The organism is Pseudomonas sp. Irchel s3a18, assembly GCF_900187535.1.
Lineage (GTDB): Bacteria > Pseudomonadota > Gammaproteobacteria > Pseudomonadales > Pseudomonadaceae > Aquipseudomonas.
The window spans coordinates 235,573-255,454 of the sequence record NZ_FYDV01000002.1; the positions used below are offsets into that span (position 1 = coordinate 235,573).

Consider the following 19,882-nt stretch of genomic DNA (forward strand, 5'->3'; position numbering starts at 1 on the left):
GCCGTCATCGGCGCCCTTATCTTGCGTCCAGGCCACCGCAGTGGCCAGCGTCGCTCGGACGGTTCCGGGCGCTTACGTACTCCAGAGGCAACAATGGCAGACCAAGGTTCGCCGCGCCGCTTTGCGCGCATAGATCGACTCCCCCCTTACGTATTCAATATCACTGCCGAGCTGAAGATGGCCGCCCGTCGTCGTGGCGAAGACATCATCGACTTGAGCATGGGCAACCCCGATGGCGCGACCCCGCCGCACATCGTTGAAAAAATGGTCACGGTCGCCCAGCGCGAAGACACCCACGGCTACTCCACGTCCAAAGGCATTCCTCGCCTGCGCCGGGCCATTTCGCGCTGGTACAAGGATCGCTACGAGGTCGACATCGACCCGGAAAACGAAGCCATCGTCACCATCGGTTCCAAGGAAGGCCTGGCGCACTTGATGCTCGCCACCCTGGACCAGGGCGACACCGTGCTGGTGCCCAACCCCAGCTACCCGATCCATATCTACGGTGCCGTGATTGCCGGCGCCCAGGTGCGGTCGGTGCCACTGATTCCTGGCGTGGACTTTTTCGCCGAACTGGAGCGCGCCATTCGCGGCTCGATCCCCAAGCCGAAAATGATGATCCTCGGCTTCCCGTCGAACCCGACCGCGCAGTGCGTGGAACTGGACTTCTTCGAGCGCGTCATCGCCCTGGCCAAGCAGTACGACGTGCTGGTGGTCCACGACCTGGCCTACGCCGACATCGTCTATGACGGCTGGAAAGCCCCGTCGATCATGCAGGTGCCGGGCGCCAAGGACATTGCCGTGGAGTTCTTCACCCTGTCCAAGAGTTACAACATGGCGGGCTGGCGCATCGGTTTCATGGTCGGTAACCCGGAGCTGGTCAACGCGCTGGCACGGATCAAGAGCTACCACGACTACGGCACATTCACCCCGCTACAAGTGGCTGCCATCGCGGCACTGGAAGGTGATCAGCAGTGCGTCAAGGATATCGCCGAGCAGTATCGGCAACGTCGCAACGTGCTGGTCAAGGGCTTGCATGAACTGGGCTGGATGGTCGAAAACCCGAAAGCCTCGATGTACGTCTGGGCCAAGATTCCCGAGGCCTATGCCCACCTGGGTTCGCTGGAGTTCGCCAAGAAATTGCTGGCCGAAGCCAAGGTCTGCGTCTCGCCAGGGGTTGGCTTTGGCGAGTATGGCGATGATCACGTGCGCTTCGCGCTGATCGAGAACCAGGACCGGATTCGCCAGGCTGTCCGCGGGATTCGCGGGATGTTCCGGGCCGATGGGTTGGTCGGCAAGACCAACGCCTGACACAAGACACCGTGGGAGCGGGCAAGCGGAACGCCGCCCGGCTCTCTCCCACAGGTGTTTCGCGTGGTGCTTAAACGAACATCGACAGCAGCAGGATAAAGCCCAGCGCCACCACGGACAGGATGGTTTCCATCGCGGTCCAGGTCTTGAAGGTTTCCGCCACGGTCATGTTGAAGTACTGCTTGACCAGCCAGAAGCCCGCGTCGTTCACGTGGGACAGAATCAACGAGCCGGCACCGGTGGCCAGCACCAGCAGCTCACGGTTCACACCCGGAATCATCCCCACCACCGGCACCACGATACCCGCGCCAGTAATGGTCGCCACGGTCGCCGAACCGGTGGCGATACGAATCACCGCCGCCACCAGCCAGGCCAGCAGGATCGGCGAGATCTGCGCGTTCACCGCCATGTGACCGATCACATCACCCACACCGCTGGTCACCAGCATCTGCTTGAAGCCACCACCAGCACCGATGATCAGAATGATCGCGGCGGTCGGGGCAAGGCTCGCGTCCAGCCATTTGAGCATCTGGCTGGAACCGATGCCCTGCTTGTAACCGAAGGTGTACAGCGACAACAGCAACGCCAACAGCAGTGCCGAGATCGGGTGGCCGATCATGTCCATCCATGTGCGGAAGAAGTTGCCGTCCGGCAGCGCCACGTCAGCAAAGGTTTTGAGCAGCATCAGGAACACCGGCAACAGCACGGTGAGCAGGGTGATGCCGAAGCTCGGCAGTTCGCTTGAATCCGACTCACGGACCAGTTGATCCACCAGCTCCTGATTCGGATGACCGGGAATGTGCTTGGCGATGAACGTACCGAAGATCGGGCCGGCAATGATGGCCGTCGGCAGCGCCACGATCAGGCCATAGAGAATGGTTTTACCGATGTCGGCACCGAACACGCCGATGGCCAGCAGCGGGCCCGGGTGTGGCGGGACCAGACCGTGGACCGCCGACAGACCGGCCAGCAGCGGGATACCGATCTTGATGATCGACACTCCAGTGCGCCGGGCAACGATGAATACCAGCGGAATCAGCAGCACGAAGCCGATTTCGAAGAACAGCGGAATGCCCACCAGGAACGCGGCGAACATCATCGCCCACTGCACCTTGTCCTTGCCGAAAGCGCGGATCAGGGTCTGGGCGATCTGATCCGCCCCGCCCGACTCGGCCATCATTTTGCCGAGCATGGTACCCAGCGCGAGGATGATGCCGACAAAACCCAGCACGCCACCGAAGCCGTCCTGGAATGCCTTGATGATGGTGCCGATCGGCATGCCCGAAGTCAGCCCGAGGAAAGCGGCGGCGATGATCAGGGCAATAAAGGGGTGAAGCTTGAACTTGGTGATCAGGACAATCAAGCCGATCACCGTGACCACTGCATCGAGCAGCAGAAACGTCTCGTGGGACATGCCAAACATTAGGGGTGTCTCCTGGTTGTTGTTGTTATGAAAGCAGGGAATACGTAAGCCATCAGGACAGCGCTACCTTTCAAAGCAAAATTCATATGGCGAGCTTCAAACCATGGCCCAGCCACCAGTGGTGCGCTTGCACGGCCAATTCATCGACACTGTGGGTCGATGCATCCAGCGCCAGGGTCAACGGCTCCCCGACGGGTGATTCAAGGGTTGCGAACTGGCTGGCGATCAAGGTCGACGGCATGAAGTGGCCGGGACGATGGGACACTCGGTCGGCGGCGACTTCCGGGGTCAGTTCCAGGAACACGAACCCCAGCCCAGGCAGAGCGCTGCGCAGGCGTTCGCGGTAAATATACTTGAGCGCCGAACAGGTCAGCACCGGGTGCCCGCCCGTGGCATCGACACGACGCAACTCTTCGCACAGGCTGTCGAGCCAGCCGGCACGGTCGTCGTCGTTCAGGGGAATGCCAGCGCTCATCTTTTCGATATTGGCCGCAGGATGAAAGCTATCGCCTTCAATGCCGGTCGCACCGCTGAGCTGGCACAGGGCCTCGCTGACGCTGGACTTGCCGCAGCCGGCCACGCCCATGATGACCAGGGCGGTGATTGGTTGACTCATCTAACACCTCAGCGCGCAGACAGCGCTACCTTTGCCAATGGAAACTCTCGTGCAAAAGCAGGCATTGCCGACGCCTTCTTGTCATTTTTATGGGTTGCAGCAGGTTCTTTCCCAACGCCAAAAAGCAGGGATCAGGCAACCCCTGCTCAAGCATTTGCAGCCGCATCGAGACAGCGCTACCTTAGTGCCTTGAATTTTGTTTGGCAAGCCGTCCGATGACCTCCTCTAAAAACGATAAAAATACCCGCACCACTGGCCGCCCTACCCTGAACGAAGTCGCCCGCCTGGCCGGGGTCAGTCCGATTACCGCGTCCAGGGCCTTGCGCGGCATCAGTACGGTTGCCACCGAACTGGTGGAAAAGGTCCAGCAGGCCGCTCTGGAACTGAACTACGTGGTCAACCCCGCCGCCCGCGCCCTGGCCTCGGCCCAGAGCCAGTCGGTCGTGGTACTGGTGCCGTCGTTGTCGAACCTGCTGTTCATCGAAACCCTGGAAGCCATTCATCAGGTACTGCGCCCCAAAGGCTTCGAAGTGTTGATCGGCAACTACCACTACTCGCGCGATGAAGAAGAAAACCTGCTGCGCAACTACATGGCCTATCAGCCGCGTGGCCTGTTGCTGACCGGCTTTGATCGCACTGAAAGTGCCCGACGCATGGTCGAGACCAGCAACATCCCCTGCGTCTATATGATGGACCTGGACCCCGGTGCCGGTCTGAATTGCGTCGGCTTCTCGCAGCTCAGTGCCGGTGAAACGGCTGCCCGGCATCTGATTTCGCGAGGCCGCAAGCGCCTGGCCTACATCGGCGCACAACTCGACCAGCGAACCTTGCTGCGCGGCGAGGGTTTTCGCCGAGCCCTGCAACAGGCCAACCTCTACGACCCGGCCCTCGAGTTGCTGACACCGCGTCCTTCCTCGGTAGGCCTGGGCGGCGAGTTGTTCCTGCACATGATGGCGGCCCACCCGCAGGTCGACGCCATCTTCTTCGGCAACGACGACCTGGCCCACGGTGCCCTGCTCGAAGCCATGCGCCACGGGATCAAGGTCCCCGAACAAGTGGCCGTACTGGGCTTCAACGACCTGCCGGCCTCTGCACACATGGTGCCGCGCCTGAGCAGCATCAGCACCCCGCGCGAGGCCATTGGCCGCCGCGCGGCCGAGCATATGCTCACCTTGATGGCCGGCAACACGATCGCCAGGCCAGTGGTCGACCTGGGCTTCGAGCTCAAGGTTCGCGAGAGTACGTAACAGCGGCTCAGTGACGCAGGCTGTGGGCACCGGCACGACAAATGCCGTTCACTCACTCAGGCCTGCCCGGCCATCAATTCGACAAACGCCAGGGCGCCCTTTTGCAGCGGCTGGCTTTTGAGCCACACCGCATGTACCGGCAGCACCAGTCCATTTTCGATGTTCCTGAAGCCCAAACGCTTGAGCCGCCCGGACGCCAGCAGTGGCTCGACCACCGATAACGGAAAGTTGCCCCAGCCAATCCCCGCCTCGACCATTTCCAGGGCCATTTCCAGGGTATCGGTGCGCCAATGGGATTCGCCGAGCAGTGGTCGGGTTTCGCTGATCGGCAAGTCGCGGCTGGCGACGATGATCTGCCGCACCGGCACCAGGTCTTCCAGATAGGGGGCCTCCCCCAGGGCCTGGAAGGCCGTGTTGACCGGAGATATGGTGGCGATCATCTGCTCGGTTCCGACGAACTGGAACCGCTCCAGCACATTCACACTCAGCCCGGCGAACGCCAGGCAAACGTTGACCCGGCCACTGTGCAGCAGCTGCAACACATCATCCTGCGGGGCGCTGAGCAGCTCGATATCGAGTAGCGGATAACGCTCGGCGATGTGCTTGATCGCCGCCAGTAAACGGGTCTTGTCGATGTCCGCCACCACCCCGATCGACAGCTTGCTTTCCAGCCCCAGGGACAATTCGATGGCATGCACCCGAAGCTGTTTGAGCTGCTCGGCCGCCAGCCGCGCATGGGGCACCAACGACGTGGCCATGGCCGTAGGTACCGGTTCGCGATGACGGCGGTCGAACAGCGGATAACCGAGTTCTGCCTCCAGATTGGCGATGCCCATGCTGACCGCCGACGGCACCTTGCCAAGGGCGCGGGCGGCCGCCGAAAAGGAGCCGCGTTCGATCACGGCCAGGAACAACTCGATACTGTCGCTGGAAAAACTCATCGCATCACCTATCAACAAACCTGAAAGCTACCAACTTTTTCTGTCAGGCCTATTGAAGCTATCTTTCGCCGCCTTCGCCAGCCCTGATCCACAAAGGGCGGGTGCCACTCACTGAACGAAGGGGCAATGGCCATGCAAGGCGTGAAACGCAAACTGGTTTATGTATCGCTGTACGAAGTCATCGGCATGACATTTTCCGCACTTGGCCTGGCGCTGCTGTCCGGCACAGCTCCCAGCAGCACCGGGCCGCTGGCCGTGATCATCACCACCATCGCGGTGAGCTGGAACTTCATCTACACCTCGCTGTTCGAGCGCTGGGAAAGCCGCCAACCATCTCGAACCCGCACCGTCCAGCGACGCATCGCCCACGCCGTGGGTTTTCAGCTGACCTTGATCGTGTTTCTGATTCCCCTGATAGCCTGGTGGATGGACATCAGCCTGGTGCAAGCCTTCCTGCTGGACCTGGCACTGATCATCTTCATCCCCTGCTATACCTTTGCCTTCAACTGGCTGTTCGATCGCACCTTCGGCTTGCCCGCGTCGGCGCTGCCTGACCCGGCCTGAGCGACAGGCACAAAAAAGGCTTCTCGACCCAGCGCCAGTGCCGGGTCAAGAAGCCTTCTAGCGACAGGCCGGGTTAATTGAGTTGCAACGTCGAATTGAACTGGCTGATGGCATCCACCACATGCCGTGAGCCCTGCTGGATTTCCAGGATCACTTCCCCTGCCTCATTGGCCAACTCCACGCCCAGCCCGGTGCGACTCAAGCTCGACTGCATGCTCGACACGGCACTCAAGGACAAATCGTGGTTCTTGCGCACCACCTCGACAATTTCCACACATCCCTGTGCGGTCGGCATGCACTTACATGACGGCCAACATAGTTAGTTACAGGTGAGCATAGCCAGCACAACAGATGGCTCAAGGCCATTATCCGGGCAGTACCGAGCGCTTCTGGACGAGAAACGGTTCAGCCGGGAACAGATTGCCAACACAAAGGTGACGGTGCGAGAAGGGTTTCGATTTGTCCACGCAAGTGTGGATCAAGGTAATGGGACATTGCTCGATTCAGAACAAGGGCAAGCCAACAGACTAAAGTTGGCCCTGCCTCCTTCTGAGCACGGTGCAGGGAAATCTTGCAGATCGAATGCTTATTGGCTTGGATGTGATAACGGAGCCCGATTGCCGGGCTCCGTCAAAGCAGGCTCAATGACCGAACACCCCGACCTTTTTGGCCTTCTTGTCAGCGCGTTTTTCATCGGCGCTTTTCGCCGGCTTTTTTTTCGCAGCTTTCTTTGAATCCATGCCTTTGGCCATGATACGTACTCCACTCTTGCGGGATGTGAGATCAGGTATACACCTATCCTGGTGCGCGCGTTCTTTTATAATCGCCGGCTTTGCGCACTGGCGACCCCCTTTATGCCCGACACCCGATACACCCGGCTCGATGAGCCGCTGTGGCCCTTGATGAACAAGTTCTACCGCACGCACCAGTCTTCGATGAAGGCCGTGCGCGATGCGCAATTGTGGGTTGGCAAACGCGACGAGATCATCGCCGGACTCTGTCTACGACCGATTGCGGACGGGTTCTGGCTGACCGGCTTGTTTGTCGACCCGGGCTGTCGTGGGCAAGGCATTGCGGGCGCCTTGATGGCCGAGGCGCTGCGACCGATCAGTGCCCCGGTGTGGCTGTTCTGCCACCCGGACTTGCGCGAATTCTATGAACGCAACGGCTTCGCCGCCGGCCCGCAGCTGCCTTATGCACTGGCCGAGCGCCTGCTGCGCTATAGCCGCAGCAAGCCGATGATTGCAATGGGGCGGGGCCTGGTCACTGACGCGGCTTAACCGTCTGCCGCGGGGTCCAGGTCGGGGAACATCACCTCGGTAAAGCCGAACTTGCGAAAGTCGCTGATTCGCGACGGGTACAACCGGCCGATCAGGTGATCGCACTCGTGTTGCACGACACGGGCATGGAACCCTGACGCGAAACGCACGATCGGTTGCCCCTTGGGATCGACACCTTCATAGCGGATGTGCTGGTAACGCTCCACCGCACCGCGCAACCCGGGCACCGACAGGCAACCTTCGAAGCCTTCCTCCAGCGTGGGCTGCAGGGGCGTGATCAGCGGGTTGATCAGGATCGTCTGCGGTACGGCTTCAGCATCCGGGTAACGTTCGCTGCGCTCGAAGCCGAAGATCACCAGCTGCAGATCAACGCCAATCTGCGGGGCGGCCAGGCCGACACCGCCGACGCTTTCCATGGTCTGGAACATGTCGTCGATCAACTGCCACAACTCAGGGCTGTCGAACATCTCGTCCGGTACTGGCGGGGCAATACGCAGCAGGCGCTCATCGCCCATTTTGAGAATTTCACGGATCATCGTCAGGCTTCGTCAGAGGTCGGTTTGAGCGAGTGATCCCGACCCAATCCCGATACGTGTTGTTTGGGGGTGTCGTGTTCACCGAGGGGCGCTTGGCCAGGCCCCTTGCCCTCGGTCGACATGTGATCGATCACCGCGTTCATCTCCGCGCCCAGCAACAGCACCGCCGCGGAAATGTAGAAGTACAGCAACAGCACGATGATCGCACCGATACTGCCATACATGGCATTGTAGTTGGCGAAGGCTTTCACGTAGAAACCAAAGCCCAGCGACGCAATGATCCACACCACCACCGCCAGCACGGAGCCGGGGGTGATAAAGCGAAATTCCTGCTTCACATCCGGCATCACGTAGTACGTCAGCGCCACGGCCACCATCAACAGAATCACGATCGCCGGCCAGCGCAAAATCGTCCAGATTGTGACAATGACCTCCTGCATGCCGATCTGCGAGGCGATCCACTCCATCACCTGCGGACCAAGCACCATCAGGGCCGCAGCCACCAGCAACATGCCGGCGATGCCAACGGTGTAGATAATCGACAGCGGGAAGCGCTTCCAGATCGGGCGACGCTCGACCACGTCATACGCCGCATTCATGGCACTCATCATCAGCCGCACACCCGCCGAAGCCGTCCACAAAGCGATGACGATACCGACCGAGAGCAATCCGCCCTTCGATTGCTGGAGCTGGTCAATGACCGGGTTGACCTGCTCCAGTGCCTGGGGTGGCAACACCAGCTCCGACTGCAGGCGCAGCCAGGAAAAGAAGTCCGGCAGGTGCAGGAAACCGATCAGCGCGATCAGGAACAGGATGAACGGGAACAGCGAGAACAGCATCTGATAGGCCAGCGCCGAGGCATAGGTTGACATCTCGTCAGCGATGAACTCCGTGACGGTGCGCATCATCACGCGGTGCAAAGGCAAGCCTTTCAAATCCGGGAAAAACATAGCGTCTCCATTCGCCGCAACAGGGTTGAAGCCAGGGGGGGCGACTCAAGGGCCGTTCGTTGCATCAAAGTAACCTACTTGGCGACCTTGAAACAGTTTCAAGGCTAGCAACCACCAGACAATAGCCGACGTCAAAACCGCCATCCGTCCATGACCCGGACGGCTCACCGTGGTGTGCGATGAACATCCAGGGTCAACCCCGTGCGCAGCGATTGACCGTCGAACCCTGGGGTGAGTTTCATTTGTTTTCGCCGGGTCATTTCATCCGCCCATGCAGGTTGGGCTTTATGTTTGCAGGCTTTGCCGGGAGAATGCATCACGTATTCAGGCCATGGCACTGAAGAACCAATCCCGTAGGAACGTTATGAAACTCGATAAAAAGCAGGCCATTGCCCGCAGGAACCAGGAACTGGGCGGTGCAGTGCTGGGTGTGAACAACTGTCACTTCACCGAATTGAACCGCAACCGCAACATCTGGTGGTTTGATATCCCGGTGTCGCGCTTGGCCATTGGCCAGTATGAGTGGATCCACCTGCTGATGCACACACCCGATACCGACGAACTGCTGCACCTGAAAGTGCCGACGGTGTTTCTGCGCGAGAAGCTGGAAGGCCTGGTGGTGCGCAACGAAGGCAAGCGCAAGGCGGCCCTGAGCCTGGAACTGAGCGCCGACAAGGACTCGTACCTACAGGACATGCGCCCGGCAGGCACCAATGTGAATTTCGCGCAGTTTCGCCTGTAGTCCAATCCGGCTGTACAGAAGCGCGCCTGACAGGCAAATAACAAAAAGCCCCGCATCCGCGGGGCTTTTTGGTAATCGGCGCCTTACTTCTTCACGCCCAGCTTCTTCAACTCTTCATCGCGCAGTTCACGACGCAGGATCTTGCCCACGTTGGTGGTCGGCAACGCATCGCGGAACTCGACGGCCTTGGGCACCTTATAGCCGGTGACATTGGCGCGCATGTGCGTCATCACCTGCTCTTTGGTCAGTGTTACACCCGGTTTGGCGACGATGAACATCTTGATCGCTTCGCCCGACTTATCGTCCGGCACGCCAATGGCCGCGCATTGCAGCACGCCCGGTACTGCTGCCAGCACGTCCTCGAGTTCGTTCGGGTACACGTTGAAACCGGAGACCAGAATCATGTCTTTCTTGCGATCGACGATTCGCAGGTAGCCATCTTCCTGGATCAGCGCGATGTCACCGGTCTTCAACCAGCCTTCGCTGTCGAGCATTTCATCGGTGGCTTCCTGACGCTGCCAGTAGCCTTTCATCACCTGCGGCCCCTTCACGCACAGTTCGCCGATTGCGCCCAGCGGTTGTTCAACGCCGGCGTCATCGATGACCTTGCACAGGGTGGATGGCACTGGAATGCCGATGGTGCCGATCTGGATGTTCTGGATCGGGTTGACGGTCGCCACGGGGCTGGTTTCAGTCATGCCGTAACCTTCGCAGATCGGGCAGCCGGTCACTTCTTTCCAGCGCTCGGCCGCCGCCAGTTGCAAGGCCATGCCACCGGACAGGGTCACTTTCATGGCCGAGAAGTCCAGCTTGCGGAAGCCTTCGTTGTTGCACAGCGCCACGAACAGCGTGTTCAACCCGACAAAACCGCTGAACTTCCACTTCGACAGTTCCTTGACCATCGCCGGCAAATCGCGCGGGTTACTGATCAGGATGTTGTGGTTGCCGATCAGCATCATGGCCATGCAATGGAAGGTGAAGGCATAGATGTGGTACAGCGGCAGCGGCGTGATCAGGATCTCGCAACCCTCATTGAGGTTGGACCCCATCAGCGCCTTGCACTGCAACATGTTCGCTATCAGGTTGCGATGGGTCAGCATCGCGCCCTTGGCCACGCCGGTGGTGCCGCCGGTGTACTGCAGCACGGCCACGTCGCTGCTGGCCGGGCTGGCTTCGGTCACGGGCTGGCCGTGTCCTATGCTCAACACGTCATTGAACTTGATGGCCTTGGGCAAATTGAACGCCGGCACCATCTTCTTCACGTACTTGATGACGCTGTTGATCAGCAGGCGCTTGAGCGGTGGCAGCAGGTCGGCCACTTCAGTGACGATGACATGCTTGACGCCCGTCTTGGGCACCACGGCCTCGGCCAGGTGCGCCATGTTCGCCAGGCACACCAGCGCCTTGGCACCGGAATCATTGAATTGATGTTCCATTTCCCGCGCGGTGTACAGCGGGTTGGTGTTGACCACGATCAGGCCGGCGCGGATGGCGCCAAATACGGCGACCGGGTATTGCAACAGGTTCGGCAGTTGCACGGCGATTCGATCACCGGGCTGCAAATCGGTATGCTGTTGCAGATAAGCGGCAAATGCACCCGACAGTTCGTACAGCTCACCGTAGGTGAGTGTCTTGCCGAGGTTACTAAAGGCCGGCTTGTTGGCGAAGCGTTGGCAGGACTGCTTCAACACTGCCTGAATATTCGGATACTCGTCTGGATTGATGTCGGCAGCAATCCCAGCTGGGTACTTATCCTTCCAAAAGTCTTCGATCATGGAAGCCCACTCCTCAGCAACGCGAATTCTTCACCGCATTTGATGCGATTATTATTGGTGTGTGTTTTTGGTGAATCTGGCTTACAACTTTAAGGCCGAGAAGTCACAAAGCGCGCCGAGAGTAGCAGCTTTGCAAAAGCCCTACTAGGGCCAAAGAAAGCCCGCACAGTCACATTAGCGACTCAAGACTATTTAATAGTCAGTTTTAGAGTAAAGATTCTACGCAATCTTTAAACGCTCTAAATCGGGCCACCGCACCAGATTCACAAGACAAAAAAAGGGGTGCCCAGATTCGGGCGCCCCTTTTTGGTACCGCGCTGCTAACAAAACATTACGCGATGTCGCGCAACTCCCTGCGCAGGATCTTGCCCACCGGCGTCATTGGCAGCGACTCACGCAACACGATGTGCTTGGGTACTTTGTAGGCGGTGAAGTTCTCCTTGCAGTACGCCTTCAATTCTTCAAGGCTGACCCCCGCTTCGCGCGCCACCACGAACAGTTTCACCGCCTCTCCGGAACGGTCGTCCGGTACGCCGATGACCGCGCAGTTGGCCACTTTCGGGTGGGCCATGACCACATCCTCGATCTCGTTGGGGTACACGTTGAAACCCGAGACAATGATCATGTCTTTCTTGCGGTCGACGATGCGCACAAAACCGTCCGGGTCGATCACCGCGATGTCACCGGACTTGAACCAGCCCTCGGCATCCAGCACTTCGGCCGTGGCTTCGGGTTTGTTCCAGTAGCCCTTCATGATCTGCGGCCCTTTGATGCAGAGCTCGCCGCGCTCACCCAGCGGCTGTTCGACACCGTCGTCGTTGATCACCTTCAACGTGGTACCGGGTACCGGCAGGCCCACGGAGCCAATGCGCGACTGATCGCCGTAGGGGTTGGTGCAGGCGACCGGCGAGGTTTCGGTCAGGCCATAGCCTTCGGTAATCCGGCAGCCGGTCATGGCTTCCCAGCGCTCGGCCGTGGCCTTCACCAGGGCGGTGCCGCCGGAGTTGGTCAGCTTGAGGCTGGAGAAGTCCAGGGTCTTGAAGTCAGGGTGATCCATCAGCGCGACAAACAGCGTGTTGAGCCCCAGCAGTGCCGAGAACCGCCAGTTCTTCAGCTCCTTGATGAAGCCGGCAATGTCCCGTGGGTTGGTGATCAACACGTTGTGGTTGCCGGTCACCATCATGCACATGCAGTTCGCCGTGAATGCATAGATATGGTACAGCGGCAGCGGCGCGATCATCACTTCCTGGCCTTCGCGCAGCAGTGGCTGGCCATCCTTGCCGTGTTGGCCGAGGCAGGCGCGGGCCTGTTGCATGTTGGCCACCAGGTTGCCGTGGGTCAGCATCGCCCCCTTGGCCAGGCCGGTGGTGCCGCCGGTGTATTGCAGCACGGCGACGTCGTCGAGGCCGGCCTGCAAGGGCTTGATGCCCTGGCCACGCCCCATGCGCAACGCGCTCTTGAAGGAAGTGGCCTGTGGCAGGTCGTAGGCCGGGACCATCTTCTTGACCTTGTCGACCACGGTATTGATCAGCCAGCCCTTGGCGGCGGGCATCAGGTCGCCCATCTTCGCTTCGATCAGGTATTGGATATCGGTGTCGGGCAGCACTTCCTGGACCTTCTGCCCGAACATGTTCAGGTACACCAGCGCCCGGGCACCGGAATCCTTGAACTGATGCCGCATCTCCCGCGCGGTGTACAACGGGTTGGTGTTGACCACGATCAGCCCGGCACGCAGCGCACCGAACACGGCAATCGGATAATGCAGGACGTTGGGCATCTGTACCGCGATGCGATCGCCCGGCACCAGATCGGTCTGGCTTTGCAGATAACCGGCGAAGGCTGCGCTGTAGCGTTCCAGGTCAGCGTAGGTCAGGGTCACCCCCATGTTGCTGAACGCTGGACGGTCGGCGAACTTCTTGCAGGAACGCTCGAACACCTCGATCACCGACTTGTAGCCACCCAGATCGATATCAATGGGTACGCCGGCCGGGCGTTTATCATTCCAGAAATCAGGTTGCATTATTCTTGTCCTCTTTACCTGAGCGAGTCCGTGCCGCCTCTCTGCGATGTTGAGAAGCGGAGCTTCTGGGACACTAGCAGTTATGGCGATTCAGGCAAATATAAGCACGAGTGTCATTGATAGTGTGAATCTTGCCGCCTTGGGAGGCCCGCATCGGACGCCAGACGCTTGATCAGCTATACAATGCAACGACTCAGCGCAAAGGAATCGCCATGATCCACGACACGTTCTGGTTGACCGCGAATGACCACAGCCAGCTTTTCGTCAACCAGTGGTTACCCGAAAGCCCGCTCAACGCGGTGATCCTGCTGTCCCACGGGATGGCGGAACATAGCGCAAGGTACGAGCGCCTGGCGCAGGTATTGTGTAACCAAGGGTACGGCGTCTATGCGCTGGACCAGCGCGGCCATGGCAAAACCGCCGAAAACGGCGTGCTAGGGCACTACGCGGACAAGGATGGCTGGCGCAAAGTGGTCGGTGACCTGGCCAGCCTGAATCAGCACATCGGCCAGCAGCATCCGGGCACGCCGATTGTGTTGCTGGGCCACAGCATGGGCAGCTACATTGCCCAGGCTTATCTGCTGCACCACAGCGCCAGCCTGTATGGCGCCGTACTCAGCGGCTCGAATTTCCAGCCCGTGGCGCTGTATCGCATGGCGCGCCTGATTGCCCGCCTCGAACGCTGGCGCCAAGGCGCGACTGGTCGCAGTGCGCTGATCGAGTGGTTGTCGTTCGGCTCGTTCAACAAGGCGTTCAAACCCAACCGCACCCCGTTCGACTGGCTCAGCCGCGACCCGGCGGAAGTCGACAAGTACGTCAACGATCCACTCTGCGGCTACCGCTGCACCAACCAGTTGTGGATCGATATGCTCGGCGGCTTGCAGCAGATCAGCAAAGCGTCCAATCTCGCGCAGATCGATCCGGGCCTGCCGTTGCTGGTCATTGGCGGAGAATGTGATCCGGTGAGTGAAGGCAAGCGTCTCAAGGCGTTGGCCGATGCACTGCGCCAGGCCGGCAACCAGTGCCTGCAACTGACGATCTACCCGCAGGCACGGCACGAACTGTTCAACGAAAGCAACCGCGATGAAGTGACCGCGGACCTGCTCACCTGGCTGGCCCAGGCATTGAGCCACCGCCGGCCACCCAGAACCGAATAACGTTTGGTTATTACACTTAACTCGTCACAGGATTCAAGACACATGACCCAGGTTACCAACACGCCGTACGAAGCCCTCGAAGTCGGCCAGACCGCCAGCTACAGCAAATCCGTCGAAGAGCGCGACATTCAGCTGTTTGCCGCCATGTCCGGCGACCATAACCCGGTGCACCTGGATGCCGAATTCGCAGCGGCGAGCATGTTCAAGGAGCGTATCGCCCATGGCATGTTCAGTGGCGCACTGATCAGTGCCGCGGTCGCCTGCGAGCTGCCTGGGCCCGGGACCATCTACCTCGGCCAGCAGATGAGTTTCCAGAAGCCGGTGAAGATCGGCGACACCCTGACCGTGCGCCTGGAAATCCTCGAGAAACTGCCGAAGTTCCGCGTGCGCATTGCCACCCGCGTGTTCAACCAGCGTGATGAGCTGGTGGTTGATGGCGAAGCCGAGATCCTCGCGCCCCGCAAGCAACAGACCGTGACCCTGCCTACCTTGCCGACCATCAGCATCGGCTGATTGACCGCTCACCGGTGGCGAGGGAGCACGCTCGCTCGCCACAAGGCCGAGCCCCTTTACGATTGTTCAACGCTTGCGAACGGGCGCGCTCCTGGCTGCGCCGCCCGCACGTCGCCGTGAACAGCGCACAATCGCCATGGAGCTGTCCGCTACATCACCCGCAAGCATCTGTATGCTGGTTATTGGCAGGATCTGTCGATTGGCGTGCCTGCGCAATGCCTGTATTTTCCGGACTGTATGAATCAAGACGACTGACCGATGAACCCCGAAACGCTTGAACTGCTGGTCACCCGAGAAATGCCCTTTGGCAAATACAAAGGGCGCATCATTGCCGACCTGCCCGGCCCGTACCTGAACTGGTTCGCCCGTCAGGGCTTCCCCCACGGTGAACTGGGTGGCCTGCTGGCCCTGATGCAGGAAATCGATCACAACGGTTTGTCCGACCTGCTCGACCCGCTGCGCGCCAAGCACGGCAAACCCAAGCCTCGCCACTGAACCACCGAATCCAGACCGAGTTCTCCCCATGCCCGATAACACCTTCCGCGCCCATGATGAAGCCTTCTGGCGGACCTTTGCCGATCGCTACGATGTCCAGCCTGGCCCCATCAACCTGGAAAACGGTTACTTCGGCCGCATGTCGCGCACGGTCATCGAGGAATACCAACGCAACATCGAACTGATCAACAGCAGCAACTCGGTGCACGTGCGTCAACGCTTCGAAAAACTCGAAAGCGTGGAGATTCGCAGGCAACTGGCGGACTTGCTGCGAGTCCCCGCGCAAGCCCTGGCCCTCACCCGCAATGCTTCGGACGCGCTGCAATCGCTGATTCGCAACTACAACCGCTTGCAGCCGGGTGATCAGGTACTGATCTGCGACCTGGAATACGACACGGTCAAAAGTGCGATGCGCTGGCTGGCACGCTATCGTGGGGTCGAGGTGATCGAAATCGAGCACCCCCACCCCGCCAGCTTCGACAGCCTGGTGGCGAGCTATCGCGCAGCGTTCGAGCAGCACCCGCGAATCAAACTCATGGCCCTGACCCACGTCACCCACCGCACCGGCCTCGTGATGCCGGTCAAGGCCATTGCCGCCTGTGCCCGTGAGCACGGGATCGACGTGATCCTCGATGGCGCCCATGCCCTGGGCCAGATCGAATTCGACCTCGAGGAACTGGGCATCAGCTTTGCCGGCTACAACCTGCACAAATGGATCGGTGCACCGCTGACCCTGGGCTTCCTCTACATCGCCCCGCAACGCCTGGCCGACATCGATCCAGACATGGGCGAGTTTCATTTCCCGGCCACCGACACCCGCTCACGCACGCCGTACAGCACGCCGAATATTCCCGCCTTGCTGACCTTGCCGTTGGTATTCGAAGAACATCGCGCCATCGGCGGTGCGGCCGCCAAGGGCGCCCGGCTCAACTACCTGCGCAATCTGTGGGTCGACGCCGTTCAAGACGCGCCAGGCATTGAGGTCATGACTCCGAATGACCCGCGCCTGTATTGCGGCATCACCTCGATGCGCTTCACTCGCCAGGCCGACCAGCAGGCGATGGTCGACCGCCTGCTCAGCGACTACAACCTGTTCACCGTGACCCGCAGCGGTTCGGCCTGTGGGCCGTGCATACGCATCACCCCCGGCCTGATCAGCACGGCAGCGGACATGCACCTGATGGCGCAGGCGCTGATCGAACTGAGTTGAGGCCCGCCGCCCCTTGAATGCAACGGGGCGGCACTTTTCGCCAGGCAAAAAAAACGGCGCACCGACCAAGTGCGCCGAAAAGCCGTAGAACGCAACTACTACAATTCTTCGTAAAACCCTGCGGGTAACCCCGTCAGTCCAGCAGCGCCAGCGCCTCGGCGGTGCACTCCTGAATGCGTGCCCAGTCGCCGTTCTTGATCCACTCCGGATCCAGCATCCAGCTGCCACCCACGCACATCACGTTTTTCAACGCCATGTAGCTCTTGATGTTGGCCGGGCCCACGCCACCGGTGGGGCAGAATTTCACTTCGCCGAACGGGCCGCCAAGGGCCTTGATCGCCGCCACGCCACCGCTGACCTCCGCCGGGAACAGCTTGAAGCGGCGGTATCCCAGGGCATAGCCCTCCATGATGCCGGAGGCGTTGCTGATGCCGGGCAACAGCGGAATCGGGCTGTCCACGCTGGCTTCGAGCAAGTCACGGGTGATGCCTGGCGTGACAATGAACTGCGAGCCTGCCGCTTCCGCGGCGGCCAGCATGGTGCGATCCAGCACGGTGCCGGCACCGGTGAGCAACTCCGGACGCTGTTCACGCAGAATCTGGATGGCCTTGAGGCCGAACTGCGAGCGCAGGGTCACTTCCAGGGCCGTCAGGCCACCCGCTGCCAGGGCATCGGCCAACGGCAGTACGTCCTGTTCACGAGCGATGGTGATGACCGGCAGAATCCGCGCCTTGGCGCAGAGGCTGTCGATCAGGGCAACTTTATCCGCCATGGAAACGGCAAGGGATGGGGTTGTCATAGCGGATGATCCTTGGCTCATGGGCACCAGTAAATCTCTAACGTGGGTTGCAGAAACGCGCGAATCGGCATTGCGGCGACATCGTCACCGGCCAGTGCGGCGCTCAAGGTGGTCAGCTTGGACTGACCGGAAATCGATAGAACGGTGTGCGTCGCCGACGCCAGCAATGCACGACTCATGGTCAGGCGCTGATGCGGCACAGTGGGCGCCAGCATTGGCCAGCAACGGCGTGTACCGTCGGCCTGCAACGCTTGCGCAAGATTCGGACTGTCCGGGAACAGCGAGGCGGTGTGACCGTCATCGCCCATCCCCAGCACCAGCACGTCAATCCTTGGTAGCTCGGCGAGCAAACGATCCGCCTGCTCGGCGGCCAGTTCCAGGTTGGCGCAGGCGCTGTACAGGCTCAGAAATTGCGCCTGGGCCGCTGGGCCTTGCAGCAGGTAACGCTTGAGCAGACCGGCATTGCTGTCGGCGTGTTCGACGGGCACCCAGCGCTCGTCAGCCAGGCTGACCACCACCTTCGACCAGTCCAGCTTTTGCTTGGCCAGGTGCTGGAAAAACGCCACCGGGCTGCGCCCACCAGACACCACCAGCGTTGCCGTGCCCGTGGCGTCGAGCGCATCGCTCAGTTGCTTGGCCACCTTCAGTGCCAGGCCTTCGGCCAGCAGCACCGGGCTTTTGAACTCATGGGCGCTAACGCCCTGAGGCAGTTTCAATTTAGATATCGCCATACCACGACCTCCCGTCCCGCGTAATCAATGCAATGGAGCTCATTGGCCCCCAGGACCCGGCCGCGTACGGTTTGGGCGCATCACCGGATTTCTTCCATCCGGCGATCAACTGGTCGCACCATTTCCACGCGGCCTCGATTTCATCTTTGCGAACAAACAGGTTCTGATTGCCGCGCATCACTTCCAGCAACAACCGCTCGTAGGCGTCAGGGATCCGCGCACTGCGCCAGGTATCGGAAAAGTTCAGCTGCAACGGCCCGCTGCGCAGCTGCATGCCCTTGTCCAGGCCTTGCTCCTTGGTCATCACCCGCAAGGAAATGCCTTCGTCCGGCTGCAGGCGAATGATCAACTTGTTGCTGATCTGCAAGCGTTGCTCGGGGGCGAAGATGTAGTGCGACGGTTCCTTGAAGTGGATGACGATCTGCGACAGCTTTTCCGGCATGCGCTTGCCGGTACGCAGGTAAAACGGCACACCGGCCCAACGCCAGTTGCGGATGTCGGCGCGCAGGGCGACGAAGGTCTCGGTGTCGCTCTGGGTATTGGAATTTTCTTCCTCCAGGTAACCCGGCACCGCCTTGCCTTCACTGTGCCCGGCGATGTACTGGCCACGCACCACCTGAGTGCTCAGGCCTTCCGGACTGATCGGTGCCAGTGCCTTGAGCACTTTGACTTTCTCGTCGCGGATGCTGTCGGCCGACAGGTCCGCCGGAGGGTCCATGGCGATCAGGCACAGCAGCTGCAGCAGGTGATTCTGAATCATGTCCCGCAACTGCCCGGCCTTGTCGAAATAGCCCCAACGGCCTTCGATTCCGACCTTCTCGGCAACGGTAATTTCCACGTGGGAAATGTAGTTCTGGTTCCACTGGGTTTCGAACAGGCTGTTGGCGAAACGCAGGGCGATCAGGTTCTGGACCGTTTCCTTGCCCAGGTAGTGGTCGATACGGTAAGTACGGTTTTCCGGGAAAAACCGAGCCACGGCGTCGTTGACCTTGCGCGACGATTCCAGGTCCGAACCGATGGGTTTTTCCAGCACCACGCGGGTGTTTTCAGTCAGGCCAACCTGCGCCAGATTCTCGCAGATTGCCCCGTAGACCGCCGCCGGCGTGGCGAAATAGGCAATCATCCGCTGCGTCGTGCCGGCCAGTTCAGCCAGGGCCACGTAGTCATCGGTCTTGAGAAAGTCGACATGCAGGTACGTCAGCCGCGCCAGGAAGCGATCGACCACGGCTTCGTCCAGTTCCTTGGCAGCCACATAGTGGCGCAGCTCCCGGGCGATGAAGGCCAGGTGCTCCTGCGCGCTGCCCGGCTCACGGGCCAGTGCGATAATGCGCGAGTCCTCATGCAGCAGGCCTGCACCATCGAGTTGGTACAAGGCAGGAAACAGCTTGCGCAGGGCCAGATCGCCCAAGGCGCCGAACAAGGCAAAGGTGCACGGTTCAACCGTAATCGAAGGCATGATGTTTGTTCTTTTATCAAGTTAAGCTACAAATACCTTTTTTCAAGGCATCACTCAAGGGAAAATGTAGTAATAACCACAACATTATTCCAAAATACAGATTCCCGGTGGTGGTC

19 protein-coding genes and 1 pseudogene are annotated in these 19,882 nt (G+C 60.1%); 9 read left to right on the forward strand and 11 right to left on the reverse strand.

The genetic code is table 11. The features are described from left to right. The first annotated feature begins 93 nt into the window (after window positions 1-93). Window positions 94-1,311 carry an alanine transaminase gene (alaC, locus tag CKW29_RS04250; RefSeq protein ID WP_095145302.1) on the forward strand — a complete coding sequence of 406 codons (1,218 nt, stop codon included), beginning with the start codon at window positions 94-96 and terminating at the stop codon, window positions 1,309-1,311. Window positions 1,312-1,381: 70 nt separating this feature from the next. Here alaC and CKW29_RS04255 read toward each other — a convergent pair whose 3' ends face one another. Together CKW29_RS04255 and CKW29_RS04260 are read right to left on the reverse strand one after the other, a co-directional pair. Next, window positions 1,382-2,734 (reverse strand): GntP family permease, encoded by a 1,353-nt coding sequence (locus CKW29_RS04255; protein WP_095145301.1) that lies wholly within the window; start codon window positions 2,732-2,734, stop codon window positions 1,382-1,384. Between the two features lie 82 nt (window positions 2,735-2,816). Next, on the reverse strand, window positions 2,817-3,350 hold the full coding sequence (locus CKW29_RS04260; protein WP_095145300.1) for a gluconokinase: 534 nt from the start codon (window positions 3,348-3,350) through the stop codon (window positions 2,817-2,819). Window positions 3,351-3,565: 215 nt separating this feature from the next. Here CKW29_RS04260 and CKW29_RS04265 point away from each other — a divergent pair, with 215 nt between their 5' ends. Continuing rightward, a complete protein-coding gene (locus tag CKW29_RS04265) occupies window positions 3,566-4,597 on the forward strand; it encodes a LacI family DNA-binding transcriptional regulator (RefSeq protein ID WP_095078492.1) in 1,032 nt (343 codons plus the stop codon). Window positions 4,598-4,653: 56 nt separating this feature from the next. Here the strand turns inward: CKW29_RS04265 and CKW29_RS04270 are convergent, their stop codons facing one another. Then, the gene (locus tag CKW29_RS04270; RefSeq protein WP_095145299.1) at window positions 4,654-5,538 is read right to left on the reverse strand and encodes a LysR family transcriptional regulator; all 885 of its coding nucleotides are present in this window, start codon (window positions 5,536-5,538) and stop codon (window positions 4,654-4,656) included. Between the two features lie 132 nt (window positions 5,539-5,670). On the opposite strand from CKW29_RS04270, the gene CKW29_RS04275 reads away from it, so the two are divergent. Beyond that, entirely contained in the window at window positions 5,671-6,102 is a 432-nt protein-coding gene (locus tag CKW29_RS04275; RefSeq protein ID WP_095145341.1) for a PACE efflux transporter, read from the forward strand. A gap of 73 nt (window positions 6,103-6,175) precedes the next feature. Here the strand turns inward: CKW29_RS04275 and CKW29_RS04280 are convergent. Then, window positions 6,176-6,391, reverse strand: a pseudogene (locus CKW29_RS04280) (pili assembly chaperone); the annotation flags it as partial. 565 nt (window positions 6,392-6,956) lie between these two features. On the opposite strand from CKW29_RS04280, the gene CKW29_RS04285 reads away from it, so the two are divergent. Beyond that, window positions 6,957-7,382: a GNAT family N-acetyltransferase gene (locus CKW29_RS04285; protein WP_095145298.1), complete on the forward strand. Its 426-nt coding sequence runs from the start codon at window positions 6,957-6,959 to the stop codon at window positions 7,380-7,382. Here CKW29_RS04285 and def read toward each other — a convergent pair. Both def and CKW29_RS04295 read right to left on the reverse strand, forming a co-directional pair. After that, window positions 7,379-7,918 carry a peptide deformylase gene (gene def, locus CKW29_RS04290; protein WP_095145297.1) on the reverse strand — a complete coding sequence of 180 codons (540 nt, stop codon included), beginning with the start codon at window positions 7,916-7,918 and terminating at the stop codon, window positions 7,379-7,381. The two genes, CKW29_RS04285 and def, sit on opposite strands and share 4 nt — an antisense overlap. Window positions 7,919-7,920: 2 nt before the next feature. Next, a complete protein-coding gene (locus tag CKW29_RS04295; RefSeq protein WP_095145296.1) occupies window positions 7,921-8,868 on the reverse strand; it encodes a YihY/virulence factor BrkB family protein in 948 nt (315 codons plus the stop codon). Between the two features lie 364 nt (window positions 8,869-9,232). Here CKW29_RS04295 and CKW29_RS04300 point away from each other — a divergent pair, with 364 nt between their 5' ends. Further along, window positions 9,233-9,610: a hypothetical protein gene (locus CKW29_RS04300; RefSeq protein ID WP_095145295.1), complete on the forward strand. Its 378-nt coding sequence runs from the start codon at window positions 9,233-9,235 to the stop codon at window positions 9,608-9,610. Window positions 9,611-9,693: 83 nt separating this feature from the next. Here CKW29_RS04300 and fadD1 read toward each other — a convergent pair whose 3' ends face one another. Then, a complete protein-coding gene (gene fadD1 / locus CKW29_RS04305) occupies window positions 9,694-11,385 on the reverse strand; it encodes a long-chain-fatty-acid--CoA ligase FadD1 (protein ID WP_095147980.1) in 1,692 nt (563 codons plus the stop codon). A gap of 331 nt (window positions 11,386-11,716) precedes the next feature. Then, window positions 11,717-13,405, reverse strand: coding sequence for a long-chain-fatty-acid--CoA ligase FadD2 (fadD2, locus tag CKW29_RS04310; RefSeq protein WP_095145294.1), 1,689 nt, complete (start codon window positions 13,403-13,405; stop codon window positions 11,717-11,719). 212 nt (window positions 13,406-13,617) lie between these two features. Here fadD2 and CKW29_RS04315 point away from each other — a divergent pair, with 212 nt between their 5' ends. The 4 genes from CKW29_RS04315 (at window position 13,618) to CKW29_RS04330 (ending at window position 16,780) form a co-directional block, all read left to right on the forward strand. Then, a complete protein-coding gene (locus tag CKW29_RS04315) occupies window positions 13,618-14,562 on the forward strand; it encodes an alpha/beta hydrolase (RefSeq protein ID WP_095145293.1) in 945 nt (314 codons plus the stop codon). Between the two features lie 42 nt (window positions 14,563-14,604). Further along, on the forward strand, window positions 14,605-15,075 hold the full coding sequence (locus CKW29_RS04320; RefSeq protein ID WP_095078500.1) for a MaoC family dehydratase: 471 nt from the start codon (window positions 14,605-14,607) through the stop codon (window positions 15,073-15,075). Window positions 15,076-15,333: 258 nt separating this feature from the next. Then, the gene (locus CKW29_RS04325) at window positions 15,334-15,570 is read left to right on the forward strand and encodes a DUF3820 family protein (protein ID WP_040070258.1); all 237 of its coding nucleotides are present in this window, start codon (window positions 15,334-15,336) and stop codon (window positions 15,568-15,570) included. Window positions 15,571-15,598: 28 nt separating this feature from the next. After that, window positions 15,599-16,780, forward strand: coding sequence for an aminotransferase class V-fold PLP-dependent enzyme (locus CKW29_RS04330; protein WP_095145292.1), 1,182 nt, complete (start codon window positions 15,599-15,601; stop codon window positions 16,778-16,780). A 133-nt stretch (window positions 16,781-16,913) separates the two neighbouring features. On the opposite strand, the gene CKW29_RS04335 is transcribed toward CKW29_RS04330, so the two are convergent. From CKW29_RS04335 to zwf, 3 genes are read right to left on the reverse strand one after another with little or no spacing between them, the layout of a single operon-like run. After that, the gene (locus tag CKW29_RS04335) at window positions 16,914-17,579 is read right to left on the reverse strand and encodes a bifunctional 4-hydroxy-2-oxoglutarate aldolase/2-dehydro-3-deoxy-phosphogluconate aldolase (protein ID WP_095145291.1); all 666 of its coding nucleotides are present in this window, start codon (window positions 17,577-17,579) and stop codon (window positions 16,914-16,916) included. A gap of 17 nt (window positions 17,580-17,596) precedes the next feature. Continuing rightward, entirely contained in the window at window positions 17,597-18,310 is a 714-nt protein-coding gene (gene pgl / locus CKW29_RS04340) for a 6-phosphogluconolactonase (RefSeq protein WP_095147981.1), read from the reverse strand. Beyond that, window positions 18,297-19,766 carry a glucose-6-phosphate dehydrogenase gene (gene zwf / locus CKW29_RS04345; RefSeq protein ID WP_095147982.1) on the reverse strand — a complete coding sequence of 490 codons (1,470 nt, stop codon included), beginning with the start codon at window positions 19,764-19,766 and terminating at the stop codon, window positions 18,297-18,299. Before zwf ends, pgl begins: the two co-directional genes overlap by 14 nt. Window positions 19,767-19,882 lie beyond the last annotated feature (116 nt).

What these genes read in the sequence shown, in the direction of transcription:
- alaC (WP_095145302.1), top strand. Translation starts at nt 94, where the DNA reads ATGGCAGACCAAGGTTCGCCGCGCCGCTTTGCGCGCATAGATCGACTC.
- CKW29_RS04255 (WP_095145301.1), bottom strand. Translation starts at nt 2,734, where the DNA reads ATGTTTGGCATGTCCCACGAGACGTTTCTGCTGCTCGATGCAGTGGTC.
- CKW29_RS04260 (WP_095145300.1), bottom strand. Translation starts at nt 3,350, where the DNA reads ATGAGTCAACCAATCACCGCCCTGGTCATCATGGGCGTGGCCGGCTGC.
- CKW29_RS04265 (WP_095078492.1), top strand. Translation starts at nt 3,566, where the DNA reads ATGACCTCCTCTAAAAACGATAAAAATACCCGCACCACTGGCCGCCCT.
- CKW29_RS04270 (WP_095145299.1), bottom strand. Translation starts at nt 5,538, where the DNA reads ATGAGTTTTTCCAGCGACAGTATCGAGTTGTTCCTGGCCGTGATCGAA.
- CKW29_RS04275 (WP_095145341.1), top strand. Translation starts at nt 5,671, where the DNA reads ATGCAAGGCGTGAAACGCAAACTGGTTTATGTATCGCTGTACGAAGTC.
- CKW29_RS04285 (WP_095145298.1), top strand. Translation starts at nt 6,957, where the DNA reads ATGCCCGACACCCGATACACCCGGCTCGATGAGCCGCTGTGGCCCTTG.
- def (WP_095145297.1), bottom strand. Translation starts at nt 7,918, where the DNA reads ATGATCCGTGAAATTCTCAAAATGGGCGATGAGCGCCTGCTGCGTATT.
- CKW29_RS04295 (WP_095145296.1), bottom strand. Translation starts at nt 8,868, where the DNA reads ATGTTTTTCCCGGATTTGAAAGGCTTGCCTTTGCACCGCGTGATGATG.
- CKW29_RS04300 (WP_095145295.1), top strand. Translation starts at nt 9,233, where the DNA reads ATGAAACTCGATAAAAAGCAGGCCATTGCCCGCAGGAACCAGGAACTG.
- fadD1 (WP_095147980.1), bottom strand. Translation starts at nt 11,385, where the DNA reads ATGATCGAAGACTTTTGGAAGGATAAGTACCCAGCTGGGATTGCTGCC.
- fadD2 (WP_095145294.1), bottom strand. Translation starts at nt 13,405, where the DNA reads ATGCAACCTGATTTCTGGAATGATAAACGCCCGGCCGGCGTACCCATT.
- CKW29_RS04315 (WP_095145293.1), top strand. Translation starts at nt 13,618, where the DNA reads ATGATCCACGACACGTTCTGGTTGACCGCGAATGACCACAGCCAGCTT.
- CKW29_RS04320 (WP_095078500.1), top strand. Translation starts at nt 14,605, where the DNA reads ATGACCCAGGTTACCAACACGCCGTACGAAGCCCTCGAAGTCGGCCAG.
- CKW29_RS04325 (WP_040070258.1), top strand. Translation starts at nt 15,334, where the DNA reads ATGAACCCCGAAACGCTTGAACTGCTGGTCACCCGAGAAATGCCCTTT.
- CKW29_RS04330 (WP_095145292.1), top strand. Translation starts at nt 15,599, where the DNA reads ATGCCCGATAACACCTTCCGCGCCCATGATGAAGCCTTCTGGCGGACC.
- CKW29_RS04335 (WP_095145291.1), bottom strand. Translation starts at nt 17,579, where the DNA reads ATGACAACCCCATCCCTTGCCGTTTCCATGGCGGATAAAGTTGCCCTG.
- pgl (WP_095147981.1), bottom strand. Translation starts at nt 18,310, where the DNA reads ATGGCGATATCTAAATTGAAACTGCCTCAGGGCGTTAGCGCCCATGAG.
- zwf (WP_095147982.1), bottom strand. Translation starts at nt 19,766, where the DNA reads ATGCCTTCGATTACGGTTGAACCGTGCACCTTTGCCTTGTTCGGCGCC.